The organism is Methanospirillum hungatei, assembly GCF_020216685.1.
Lineage (GTDB): Archaea > Halobacteriota > Methanomicrobia > Methanomicrobiales > Methanospirillaceae > Methanospirillum > Methanospirillum hungatei_B.
This window is the reverse complement of sequence record NZ_JAIWNS010000154.1, coordinates 1-12,472: the sequence shown is the minus strand read 5'-3', so window position 1 is coordinate 12,472 and position 12,472 is coordinate 1. Positions and strand designations below refer to the sequence as shown.

13 protein-coding genes and 1 tRNA gene are annotated in these 12,472 nt (G+C 47.2%); 7 read left to right on the top strand and 7 right to left on the bottom strand.

Translation table 11 applies throughout. The features are described from left to right. From LDL35_RS09860 to LDL35_RS09840, 5 genes are all read left to right on the top strand, one after another. Positions 1 to 96: ArsR family transcriptional regulator (locus LDL35_RS09860; RefSeq protein WP_304022170.1), on the top strand; the 96-nt coding region annotated here is incomplete at its 5' end. Beyond that, positions 89 to 892, top strand: coding sequence for a winged helix-turn-helix transcriptional regulator (locus LDL35_RS09855; RefSeq protein ID WP_304022169.1), 804 nt, complete (start codon positions 89 to 91; stop codon positions 890 to 892). The genes LDL35_RS09860 and LDL35_RS09855, both read left to right, overlap by 8 nt. Then, positions 889 to 2,994, top strand: a complete 2,106-nt coding sequence (locus tag LDL35_RS09850; protein WP_304022168.1) for a DEAD/DEAH box helicase — start codon at positions 889 to 891, stop codon at positions 2,992 to 2,994. The genes LDL35_RS09855 and LDL35_RS09850 overlap by 4 nt, the downstream gene beginning before the upstream one ends. Before the next feature lie 260 nt (positions 2,995 to 3,254). After that, positions 3,255 to 4,448 (top strand): ammonium transporter, encoded by a 1,194-nt coding sequence (locus LDL35_RS09845; protein WP_304022167.1) that lies wholly within the window; start codon positions 3,255 to 3,257, stop codon positions 4,446 to 4,448. A 12-nt stretch (positions 4,449 to 4,460) separates the two neighbouring features. Next, on the top strand, positions 4,461 to 4,793 hold the full coding sequence (locus LDL35_RS09840) for a P-II family nitrogen regulator (RefSeq protein WP_011449463.1): 333 nt from the start codon (positions 4,461 to 4,463) through the stop codon (positions 4,791 to 4,793). A 76-nt stretch (positions 4,794 to 4,869) separates the two neighbouring features. On the opposite strand, the gene LDL35_RS09835 is transcribed toward LDL35_RS09840, so the two are convergent. The 7 genes from LDL35_RS09835 to mmp10 form a co-directional block, all read right to left on the bottom strand. Beyond that, complete coding sequence (locus tag LDL35_RS09835; RefSeq protein ID WP_304022166.1) at positions 4,870 to 5,706, bottom strand: hypothetical protein; 837 nt, start codon at positions 5,704 to 5,706, stop codon at positions 4,870 to 4,872. Between the two features lie 96 nt (positions 5,707 to 5,802). Beyond that, positions 5,803 to 7,080: a serine--tRNA ligase gene (gene serS, locus LDL35_RS09830; RefSeq protein WP_304022165.1), complete on the bottom strand. Its 1,278-nt coding sequence runs from the start codon at positions 7,078 to 7,080 to the stop codon at positions 5,803 to 5,805. 158 nt (positions 7,081 to 7,238) lie between these two features. Continuing rightward, complete coding sequence (locus LDL35_RS09825) at positions 7,239 to 7,835, bottom strand: 30S ribosomal protein S3ae (RefSeq protein WP_304022164.1); 597 nt, start codon at positions 7,833 to 7,835, stop codon at positions 7,239 to 7,241. A gap of 70 nt (positions 7,836 to 7,905) precedes the next feature. Beyond that, on the bottom strand, positions 7,906 to 8,166 hold the full coding sequence (locus LDL35_RS09820) for a KEOPS complex subunit Pcc1 (RefSeq protein WP_304022163.1): 261 nt from the start codon (positions 8,164 to 8,166) through the stop codon (positions 7,906 to 7,908). Then, complete coding sequence (locus LDL35_RS09815) at positions 8,163 to 9,389, bottom strand: DHH family phosphoesterase (RefSeq protein WP_304022162.1); 1,227 nt, start codon at positions 9,387 to 9,389, stop codon at positions 8,163 to 8,165. The genes LDL35_RS09820 and LDL35_RS09815 overlap by 4 nt, the downstream gene beginning before the upstream one ends. 13 nt (positions 9,390 to 9,402) lie before the next feature. Further along, positions 9,403 to 9,861 carry a 30S ribosomal protein S15 gene (locus LDL35_RS09810; protein WP_304022161.1) on the bottom strand — a complete coding sequence of 153 codons (459 nt, stop codon included), beginning with the start codon at positions 9,859 to 9,861 and terminating at the stop codon, positions 9,403 to 9,405. A gap of 187 nt (positions 9,862 to 10,048) precedes the next feature. After that, positions 10,049 to 11,275 carry a methyl coenzyme M reductase-arginine methyltransferase Mmp10 gene (gene mmp10, locus LDL35_RS09805; RefSeq protein WP_304022160.1) on the bottom strand — a complete coding sequence of 409 codons (1,227 nt, stop codon included), beginning with the start codon at positions 11,273 to 11,275 and terminating at the stop codon, positions 10,049 to 10,051. Between the two features lie 83 nt (positions 11,276 to 11,358). Between mmp10 and LDL35_RS09800 the strand changes: the two genes are divergently transcribed. Then, positions 11,359 to 11,431, top strand: a tRNA-Thr gene (locus LDL35_RS09800). Between the two features lie 533 nt (positions 11,432 to 11,964). Continuing rightward, positions 11,965 to 12,472 (top strand): DUF3821 domain-containing protein (locus tag LDL35_RS09795; protein WP_304022159.1); only part of this gene is annotated, 508 nt, incomplete at its 3' end.

Below are 12,472 nucleotides of genomic sequence, written 5' to 3'. Positions count from 1 at the left end.
AAATTCGGAGTCTCACCTGTGTTTATAAAAGGGATCGCGAAGAGAACTCCACATCTGGATGTAAAAGGTCAGGGTCTGGTCGTTTTGGATGAATGAGAATGATCCAGGATACACCATCCTAAAAAATAAGCGTGATGTTACCAGATTTCAAATCCTGGTTGATATCGCAGCACATCAGCCTGCAATACGGCAGCAGGAGATAGCGGCAGGTCTGGGGGTTACTCCCCAGGCGATCTCGGAATATGTCAGAGAACTGACTGAAGAAGGGATGCTCAAGGCACCGGGCCGGGGAAGGTATGAAGTTACGAGGGAAGGTGTTGAGTGGATCCTGCACCATGCAGAAGTTCTTGAAACGTATGCACGGCATATCCGAAATGATGTCATTAAACAGGTTTCGGTCTGGACAGCCATTGCAGCTGAGGACTTAAAGAGAGGCGATCCCGTCGGGGTGTATATGAAAAATGGTCTCCTGTACGCCTCAAAGCAGCCTCAGTCAGCAAATGGTCTGTCTGTTTCTGATACACCAAAAGGTGAAGATGCAGGAGTTTCAGGTCTTGAGGGAATCATCACCCATCGGGAGGCGACTGTTCTTGTCTGCAAGGTGCCAAGGGTGGAACGGGGCGGCTCGCGAAAGGTCAGGCTGGATCTTCTGAAGGATGTGATCAGCAGGGTTACCGTGGTTGCCTGTGTTGGTCTTGAAGCATGGGTCTCTCTGAAAAAAATCGACCGGGTTCCAGATCTCTATTTCGGGTCACGTGAAGGATCGGTTGAAGCAGCCCTGCATGGCATCCCATGTGCCATTGTGATTGTAGATGAATTTTTCACAGATTTTCTCAAACAGCTCGAGCAGGCGGATCTTAGTTACGAGATCCATGACCTGGTGTCTTCATGAAGGCGATAATCCAGCCGACGAAGAAATATTACCGGGTTTTATACATCGATACGCATCACATCCGGATAACGGGGATGCTAGAGCTGGTTGATACTCCGAAAGGCATCAGGCCGGTAAAGTACCGGATCCGTCATACGAAAAGCGGGGGATATCGGAATACTCCCAGTAAGGATCTGATCACTCACCTGCGCCGTTCCCGTCTGTACCTCACGGCAAAGGATAAACCATTTGAATCATTTTTGCAGGATCTTCAGATCCCGTATTCGTATGTATCACTCTGCAGGTTCTGCCTGATGGATGACCGGGTCACAGAACTTGACAAAAAGAACGCAGTAGGGTTTGGAGAGGAAGAGCAGATCTGCATGGATTGTGCACGCAAGGAGCTGCGCAGGGAGCTGGTGCATATGGGCCGGCTTGGAAGATCCGCTCTTTCCCATCTTGATGAACTTTTGGAAAAGTACCGGAGTGTTGACCGGGTACTCGCAACGATAGAACCTGACCGGCTCACGGTCGGACATACGCTCTATGATCGTCTTGAAGCTCACCCGGTTGTGCAGACAGCCAGAATTGAAGAGCTTCCGTTTCCCCGTGAATTTGTGACGGCGTGTGGTGTTGAGTCATTAATGCCGGTCCAGCAGCTGGCAGTGGAGGCAGGGTTGCTGTATGGCAAGGATCTCCTGGTGGTCTCGGCTACCGCCAGTGGGAAGACCTTTATCGGTGAGATGGCAGGGCTGAAAAATTACCTTGAAAAGAGGGGGAGGGTTCTGTTTCTGGTTCCTCTTGTTGCCCTGGCTTATCAGAAATATGAGCGGTTTTCACAGAAGTATGGTCATCTCACCGATGTGTCAATTATCACCGGGGCCAGCAGGATTCTGGTAAGAGATAACCGAAGGCCAGCTAACCGGAACAGAAATGCCGGGATTCTTGTTGCTACCTATGAAGGGATAGATCATCTCATGAGACTGGGAGAGTCCCTGACAAATATTGGCACGGTTATCATTGATGAGGTCCAGATGCTTGAGGATCGCGACCGTGGCCATCGTGTTGATGGTCTGATCGCACGGATGAAGTATGCATCTCCGAAAGCCCAGTTTTTATACCTCAGTGCCACCATCGGGCATCCAAAATTACTTGCTGCAAAGCTCGGTGCCAAGCTGGTCAGGTATGATGATCGTCCGGTCTCCCTGGAGCGGTATCTGATATTTTCTGAACGAGAACAGAAGATTCCAACGGAACGTGCCCTTGTGGCGGAGGAGTATAATCATGTATCAGACAAGGGATATCACGGCCAGACCATCATCTTCACAAATTCCCGTGCCCGGTGTCATATTATTGCAGAGAAGATAGGAGAGGGCGTTGCACCCTATCATGCCGGGCTGACCCAGGCAGAACGTCGCCAGGTTGAGGAAAAGTTTGAGAAAGGGCAGCTTCGTGCCGTTGTTACCACTGCAGCCCTTGCAGCAGGCGTTGATTTCCCTGCATCACAGGTCATTTTCGATTCTCTTGCCATGGGTATTGAATGGCTCACTGTCCAGGAGTTTTACCAGATGTCCGGAAGAGCCGGCCGTCCTGATTTTCATGATCTTGGCAAAGTGGTAATTCTTGCAGAACCCGGCGGGAGCTATATCCGGGGGTCACGACTCACAGAAGAAGAGGTGGCGATGGGTCTTTTAAAGGGGGAGATGGGAGAGGTTGCTCCTCAGTACACTCTTGAACAGAGCTCTGAACTATATGTTGCTAATGCGGTGATATGCAAAGGAGATGAGAGCTCAATTGAGAAGATCGAAGGATACCTTGTTGGAGAATCTGAACCGGTTGAAGAACTCCTTTTGAGCAGGAATCTTATATCCAAAGAGAATGGAAAAATTAGTCTGACTCCTCTGGCAAGAGTGATGGCTGAGCATTTTATCGGTGTTGAGCGGTTATCCCGGATTATCCGACTCGTGAATGAGATGAAAGATCCGCTTGACATTCTTGCAGATCTTGAATGCGCATCAGACGAAGAGGCTGCAAAGGAAAAGATCAGGAAAGAGAATGAGAAAGGTGATAGCCACCGGAAAAAGAAAAAAAGGCATGGAAGAAGGATGAAAAAGAATTCTTAAGATTTATTTTCATTCTATTCATTTTTCAAGGAAAATTATATCTTTTTATCTGATTCTACGGTTTGTTGCTGGGCTTCAATTTTGCTGCTGATGTAATTAAATTTATATATGGTAGAAGACAACTTCTTACTACCCACGTGGACTAGACCCACTGGGGATGACTGAAAAATAGCAGTTCTGTAATTGATCTTGAAAAAGGAAAGGATAATCATGGGCTGCTACAAGATCAGCAATACTGGTGATCAATCAGGTGATTAAAAATGACGCTAGATAGTGGTGCAACTGCGTGGATACTTGCCTCTACCTGCCTGGTCATGCTCATGACTCCAGGGGTCGGGTTGTTCTACGGAGGATTAGTGCGGAGGAAAAATGTCATCGCAATGGTGGCACTGGCATTCCTCTGTTATGCTCTCGTGAGTGTACAGTGGGTCTTTTGCGGATATTCACTCGCATTCGGCTCTGATATTGGTGGATTTATCGGTGGTCCTGACTTTATCGGCCTTTCCGGAGTCGGGATGGAAGCTACAAGTCTTCCCATACCGGATATCCTGTTTGCAGCATTCCAGTTGGTATTTGCTGCACTGACACTGGCAATCCTGACATCAGGAGTCGCAGAACGGATACGGCTCTCGGCCTTTGTGGTGTTCGGGCTGCTCTGGACAACCCTTGTCTATGATCCCCTTGCACACTGGGCCTGGGGTGGTGGCTGGGCTGCGTCGCTTGGAGCTCTGGACTTTGCAGGAGGAACTGTCGTTCACATCAGTTCAGGGTTCGGTGCCCTGGCCATTGCACTGGTGATTGGAAAACGGATGGGCTTTGGAGAAAATTCAATAGAACCTCATAACATTCCGATGACTCTGCTCGGCGCAGCATTGTTATGGTTTGGATGGTTCGGATTTAATGCCGGAAGTGCCATCGCAGCTGACGGTCTTGCTTCAAACGCCCTCATGGTGACCAACACCGCAGCGGCTGCCGGAGCATTGACATGGCTGCTTGCAAGCAGTATCCGGGGGAAGCCAAGTTCAGTCGGTATGGTGTCAGGAGCCATCGCCGGTCTCGTCGGTATCACACCGGCAGCCGGGTTTGTCGATGTTCCCTCATCCCTTGTCATCGGTGCTGTAGCCGGTCTCATATGTTATGGGGCACTGCTCTGGCGCCTGAAGAAAGGATTTGATGAGAGTCTTGATGCATGGGCCATTCACGGTGTTGGTGGTCTCTGGGGTGCAATCGCAACCGGTATATTTGCAAGCGTTGGTCAGACCGGTCTGCTTGCCGGTAATGCATATCAGTTTGGGATCAATACCATTGATGCCCTTATCGCTGTCGGATATGCCTTCGTGGTGACCTATATCCTGGCGATGATCATAGACAAGACAATCGGGCTGCGTGTAACGGAAGATGAAGAATATGTCGGACTTGACATCTCCCAGCATGGAGAGCGGGCACGATCATAACCGAGGTGAATCATGAAACTCATAAAAGCCATCATAAAACCAGAGCGGCTTGACGCCGTAAAGAAAGCATTGGAAGACGCCGGGTATTTCGGAATGACCATCACCGAAGTACAGGGACGGGGAGAACAGAAAGGTATCAGCCTTCAGTACCGTGGTGGAACAATAGAGGTAGATCTCATCCCCAAGATAGAGATGGAGATTTTAGTCTCTGCAGATAAGGTCGATCATGTCATTGAAACCATCAAGAAAGGGGCATATACTGGGAAGATTGGTGACGGAAGGATCTTTGTCATCCCCGTTGATGCATCTATCAAGATCAGAACCGGGGAAGTGATCACAGAATAAATCTTGCCGGAATTCATGGGTTCCTGCCTGAGAAAAGACCTCCCCCTTTTTGAAAGGGAAGAAGTGTTCCTGTTCCCTACTCTGAATAACAAATCCACCGGTCATATATCGGATCTGCATCCGATTCAAATATCTCCGCTTTTTTTCCGGTGCCAAAAACCCAGTCTTTTATCTGAATAATCTCTTGTTCCGTGCCCGCGGTAAAAAGAACCCTGTCTGATGCCATACATGCAGCAGCAATGATCTCCTGCCAGATGTGTGCATTAAATGAATGAATTTCACCGATCATAAATCCACAGACCAAAAAAGCCTGTTTCTGAACGAACCTGTTTACCATCCGCCCATCTATCCACATGGTCCGTTCTGGTTTGAGCCGTCCGGATTTCATCCCCCGGACAAGGAGGGATTCGTCATTATCATAGGCTATCGGATGCATCCCATAACTCTCCATGACCATTGAGCCTACACCGGTTCCACAGCAGCAGTCAAGACAGAGCCCCTGCTGATCAATCCCTACGGTGTTACGTAAAAGAGTCTTAATGCTTTGAACACGGGCAGGATTGAGGTCATCAGGTCCGGGGAGGACAGAATCACACAGCAGGGTACTGTAATATCCCCGTAATGCATCGAGGATAGTTTCATTCTCTTCCTGATACATCTCCCATTCAAACTGCTCGAAAAGATCAATGAGTGCCAGTGATGGCTCACGGAACATGGTTACACACCCGGTCCATGCTCCTCCGTCGTCAGTTTTTGCAAAAAGAACCGGGTTCTCATCTTCATTAACCAGAATCTTTCCGCTATTTCCTGGGGAACCGGTCATCAGATCATCCATCTCCTGATATATCAGATCAGAAAATGTTGGTTCAACAAGAGAGATGGCTTCAAGTTCCAGCATTTGTGCAATTTTCATATTTCAAGTCAGAACCTGTTAGGACTATGAAAAAAAAGAACTATCGGTTTGAAATGCCCGGGTCAGGCAAAAAGAATACAATTGCAAATTCAGCTCTTATAGAACTTCTTTGCCATTCATGTATGGCCTGAGCACCCTTGGGATTTCTACAGAGCCGTCTTCCTGCTGATTATTTTCAAGAATTGCCCGCATGGCACGTGAAGTTGCAATGGCGGTAGAATTCAGGGTATGAACAAACTGTTTTGACTCAAAATCCTCTTTGTCCCTGACTCTGATATTTAACCTGACTGCCTGATATGTGGTGCAGTTTGAACACGAAACCACTTCACGATACTCGTTTTCACGGGGCATCCAGGCCTCAATATCATATTTCTTTGCTGCAACCGTTCCGATATCACCAGTGCAGATATTCACTACCCGGTACGGGATCTCAAGTTTCTGGAATATCTCCTCAGCATTTTCACGAAGTTCTTCATGAATTGTCCATGAATCATCCGGATGACAGTAGACAAACTGCTCTACCTTATGGAACTGATGGACGCGGAAGAGGCCCTTTGTATCCAGACCATGAGATCCGATCTCCCGCCTGAAACATGGTGAGAGTCCTGCAAGTCTGAGTGGCAGATCCTTCTCTTCAAAAATTTCATCCTGGTACATTGCTGCCATCGGATGCTCACTGGTGGCGATCAGGTATGCATCATCATCCTCAATTTTATACATGACCTTTTCAAAATCATCAAGATCGGTAACTTCCTCGTATGATTTCCGGTTAATCATATATGGAGGTATGATGGGCGTATACCCTTTTTCCATTAAAATATCAAGGGAAAATCTCTGAAGGGCGAGATCTAGAAGCACCAGATTTCCTTTCAGAAAATAAAATCCCGCACCTGATGTTTTGGTTGCACGTTCAAAATCAGCCCAGCCATTATCTGCAGCAAGTTGCCCATGGTTTTTAAGTTCGAAGGAAAAGGTCCGGGGAGTGCCATATCTCTTCACCTCGACATTCTGGGTATCATCAGCACCAACCGGAACACTCTCATGGAGAATATTCGGGATACGCATGAGGTAATACCGTATCTTTTTCGTGTTCTCCTCCATCTCTGCTTCATTCTCTTTTATGCGTCCGGGGAGCCCTGCAGCTTCAGCGATGAGTGCTGATGCATCTTCTCCTGCTTTTTTTGCACGGTTTATGTCATATGAGATGGAGTTTCGTCTTCGCCGCAATTCATTGGTCTGCCCAATAAGTTCACGGTGACGGATATCCTGAACAAGCAGGTCATCTATCCATGCCAACTTCTCCATATCATTTCTTTTCTTGAGATCATCCCTGATGGCATCAGGGTTTGCCCGGACAAATCGTATATCAAGCATTACAGTACACCTGGATTCTGGTAATAAGACCCTGATCTATTTGAATTGTCAGTACCATTGGTCTTCCCCCTACATCACGATGATCACCGGATCTGCTGATGATGGGAACAGGATACGTTTAGCCCCTGAGAAATAAAAAATAAAAAAAAAAAAAAGTTTCAGGCAGAACTCTTCGGGAGCTCAACCTTGGTTTTGATTACTTCAACGCGACGAACCGGATGGAGCTCTTTTACTTTCTTAAAGAGTTCCTTTGCAAGATCGCCGTTGATGATATTGTTCACAAAAACACCGAGTTCATTCTCTTTGCCAAAGGTCAGAACATCATCGGTAAGAATTCTTCTTATCTCATGCTGCTGACTCTGATCTGCACGGGTGAGCGTGAAACAGGTTACTGTTGCACGGACCTTGCAACCATCCTTGCTGACAAAGTTTACCACACAGTCAATCCGTGAGGTACGGCGTTTTACCAGTGATCTGATAAAATCACGCGCAAGTTCATGACCAATGAATGAGGTGTATGCTGCATCACCTGCTACATTCGTGATTGCAAACTTCATCTTCACATTCTGCTTGGTATAGTCGTTTACCAGTTCTGAGAGCGGTGCCTGCATGACCCGTCCCATAAGTTTGGACGGATCATCTGCCACGGTGTCACCAAGGTATACTTTACCCACATTGTCAGGGCTGTACACCTTATACCAGGATTTTGCTTTCCATCCGTCGACTCTTCTGCCTGTTGGTTTTTTCGCTGCCATTATTCACACCTTTTTTCATTATGATGCATATGTTCTGACTTCCTGTATTGATGTCAAATAATTCAACCGGTTAGTTTCTCCCGGTATTATTGTGAAACTCCTGATCTGACGTTTGTGAGGATTTTTCACAAACCTCTTCTGCTACGGTGAGATTCATAAGATAATCGTCCATTGAGGCGATGACTGACCGGACTTTGGTACTTGTGATCTGTGTGATAACATAACTCCCCTCAGCATACGTTTTCATCTCTGACAGGTTATCGACAGATATCGAATCCGCAATACATTGTGCATGGTCATGAGTTGTCCGGATGATTCCCTGAATATTCATGAGCTGAAGGCCTCAACAACCTTTGATGAAAATGTATCAAGATATTCGCAAGCAACGGTCGCTCCTGCCCTGTTCTGATGGCCTCCTCCATATCCTCCATATTCAAGAGCCAGCTGGTGGACGATCTCTCCTGCATATTTTCCGCTCCTGCCGTCGGTTCGTATGGAACAAGAGCAGGTCCCGTCATTTTTTTGCACTGCAATAATTACGGGGGAACTGTCTGGAATATTTCGAAATACGGTATCGGCAAGGTCACTGGTGAGATGTTGATCGCTGCACATGATCGGGCCTTTCTTATTCTCATGTGAACTAGCAAGGAATTGGTTCATCTCCTGAATGAGGGCCAGACGATGCGTTCGTGCTATCTCATAGGCCTTTTCGGTCAGTTTTGATGAACGAAGACAGAGTGAAACTGCAATGCTTCCATGACCTGCTTTTCCACATGAATCCACTATAAATGCCATATTGTGCGCATGCTCAATCACTTCCCGTTCCAGCATCCACATGTCTCCCCATATTGAATCCAAGGTTTCAGGTCTGCACCTCTCTGCGGCCTGCAGAACAAGGAGTGAGCAGAGTATATCTCCCTGCAGGGTATCATCAATCGTTGATGCTTGAATAATATTGAGGGATTCCTCCTTTGAGCCGGAAATCCCATAGAGAAATGGTTCTGTTGAGAGCTCAATCTGCTCGGCAGGTGTTCTGCCTGGAAGAATAATTCCCCTCTTTTTACTGATGATTCCATTCCCTAGGGCACCAAGATAGATATCCTGGTTCTTTCCGGTCAAAGTCTGCCCGTCTCCGATGACGCCAAGGAGTGTGAGTCCTGCAAGATCACGGTTATCTCCAAGAGCATTGGCTACCAGATATGCAGTTCCCGCTGCGCAGAGGTCGGTGTCTCCATCGATCCCGTCATGTCTTGGGTTCACATGATGCGGCCCTTCAAAGAAAGGGAGGTGATGATCAATGACCATCGTCTCTTCAGGTAATCCGGCAAGACCTGCACCAAGATCACAAAGAAGCAATGGCCTGGTCTTCGGAATAGTATCTTCAGACAACCGGTGAGTTATCCGAAGTCTGAATGGAATGCCAGCCCGGTACAGGGCCATCGCCATGATCGATCCTGCTGCTATCCCGTCTGCATCATGATGACAGAGTATTTCAACAGAACTCTGTCTGGATAATTCATATGCAAGGTCTTTTGCAGCAGTTTCTATGGACATTTCAACCGTAGGATTATCTGGACAGGAGAATTTCTGCAGTTTCCGGTTTGTAAACCCAGCCTTTTGGAAGCTTTTTGCTGCCTACATAGTATTTGACCAGTCTGCGGACTTTTGATTCAGTCAGCATGAGCTGGCGTTTATTATGAATGTCCCGCTTGTTTTCTGCGAGATGCTTGCGCATTCCAAGGGCTTTCTCTATCAGATTGCGGAGGTCCTCAGGGATTTCTGATGCAAGATCATTGTCACGCAGGATCTGGGTGATCTTCTTTCCGGTTGCGAGCTTGACACTGGGGACACCATATTTGTCTCTCATTACAAGCCCGATCTCGGCTGTTGAGCTTCCTTGTCTGCGCAGGTCTACTATCTGCTTGATGATGGCTTCCTTGTCAGTGTTCGACCACTCCGGAGCCTGTGTCCGGTACGGTCTGACTGAACGTGAAATACCTCTTCTACGGGCATGCATTCGTGCCATTTCTAAATCCTCCTGTAAACAGAGCAAAATCCTGAGAGAGAAAAGAGTCAGATACGACTAATCTGCTAACTCTCTGCAATCCCAAAGCCCATTACGGGCAGTGATGAAAATCACGTCGGACTTGCGTCTGCCAGCACTATAAAAAGTGCGGTATAATATGATTCTTGGCAGGTGATAAGGATACCCGTCAGGTACCCCATTGGTTGATGAGATTGATAAGGGTGCGGCACCCCTCCAGTTCAAGAGCAAGAACCTCATCCCTGGTCATTCCCATAGATGTCTCACCGTCAGCAGTGAGCATATCCGGTCCACGAATGACAGTTCTGGATCTTCCATCTGCGGAGAGCACCTTTTCTGCTTCAGATATATGAATAAAAGATCTCCCCGGTAAAATTACCGTATCCGGCAGGGTGGAGAGATCCAACTCCTGAATATCTTCTATGGTGATGAGATCCGCGATCTCTTTTTTCACCATGAAGATAAGATCCTCACCTCCTCTTGCTCTGAGGATCTGATCCAGAAAAGGACCTGCTATTGCACCGGTAATGACTCCGGCATGCCTGGATATCATGGGAAGAGTTTGAAGATAATCTGGTTCATGGACCAGAATGAATGGAGAACCAAGATCTGGGTCATACAGGGGCGTTCCGGAGATCCTCATAATGGTAATCTTTTGTGTTTCCTTTACCAGATCGGCAAATTCGAGAGGGGTATGGATTCGTTGTCCCGGGATAATGGGTGCATTCTGCAGGATAAGGCCCTGCTCCGGAGTGTTTGCAAAGCGCATCAGAATAGCACCTTTCACTCCGGCCTTCTCCAGCCATCTGATGGTATCAGCCAGAACTTTGTCGTCATTCACTCCTGGCAGAATTACCAGCGCGGCGTATACCTCTATTTTTTGTGCAAGCCTGTGAAGCGTTTCCAGGGAAGCTTCAGGTGTTGGATCTTTCATATATTTCCGGCGAAGTTCAGGGTCATGGGCAAATACTGTAAAAGAAATCTCCTGAAGGCCGTTCTCTATCAAAAATTCTGCAATATCCGGATTATCAAATCCCTTCCCGCTGGTATATCCAATGTGGATAGGTGCTTCAAGAGAGGACAATAGTTCCATCAGGTCAGTAAATTCCGGGTAACAACTGGGGTCTCCACCACCAGAAATCGTAATCCTTGTCAGGTCACCGGTGAGCATCTGAAGGTCTGCAAGTACTTTTCCCGCAACCTCCTGCAATGGGATAAAGCCTGAATACTTCTCCTGGACACTCCGTGAACAATAATCACAGCCTTTTGTGAAAGGAAGACAGTATTTACATCCAAATGCAGGGAGATCCCGTGCGTGTTTGAAATAACAGTATGCACAAAATCCGCGGCAGTCTATCCCGGGTCTGCCTCCTATGTCCACGGTCAGCTGTACCATTCCTGATTGTTCTGTACCAGAGCAGGAAAAAGAAACCGATCAAACATCACCTTTAAGTGTTGAGAAGTATAAGTTGTTCCCGCGCCTCAGTGGCTTAGCTGGCAGAGCGGTTGACTTGTAATCAACAGGTCCCGAGTTCAAATCTCGGCTGAGGCTTTCCTATTATTGACAAACCGTCTCAATTTTTCATTAAAATCAGGGCTCTTGTTCTGAAAAGATTTTCATCAGTCTGATTGAACCAATTTACTGTGTCTGTAACATGGATCAGTCATAAAAACCTACTTTCTCGTTATAGAATTATCATGCCGGATGGGGCAGCGGTATGGGAATGACCTGATAGACCGAATGAACGCGCTCAGATATTGACTTCTCTGGCGCTGATCCATTTAGGAAAAATAGTTATGAGTTTTAGGTCTCTTCACAATATATTAAATACTTTCTCTGACTCCTTAAAATGGGAGATATATTTGAGTATTTTTAACAAAGTGGCTCTCTTTATCGGTTTTTACTCTCCTCCCCTCTCTGTGATTCAACTTTCAGTCACAAAACGGATCACAAGAATATAAAATATACCAGACAACTAAGTAATGATACTTCGGAGTTACTCTCGGAGTATTCCATATCTTCATACATCAGGATAGATAGCCGGTTGTATGAGGTATGGGTTGTATTCATTCGGAGGACATGTAATGAACGCACGATTTGCAGTTGTCATGATGGTGCTTGTCGCACTTGCAATCATGGCATTCCCCGCTACTGCAGCAATCAACAAGATCCCCGCCGGAGGAGAAGTTTTCCTTGGTGAGAAGGGACTTGATGTCTCTGCAGCTACCGGTGGCTCAAGCCAGATTGCATGGTGGCAGCCAGGTACCAACACTGAGACTGAGCAGCCTGCAGATATTCAGCAGGTTACCAACGCACAGTCATTTTATGTTTCTCCTGATATCTTCGTCGGAAAGACCGGCAACTGGTATCAGTGGAACGGCAGCGTAAAAGGCCCGCTCGCATTCAACATTAAGGAACCATCCCTCAATCTTAAGATCTGGGACGGAACCGTAAATGAGGATGTGACTGGCAAGGCAATTCCAGTAGGCAACTACGGTAACTTTGTCGTTGAGACCAACATGCAGAGCATCATCACCCGTCCAGGGTACCAGCCTGCAGATGCACCTTTCAAGATCAAAGTAAAAAGTGCAG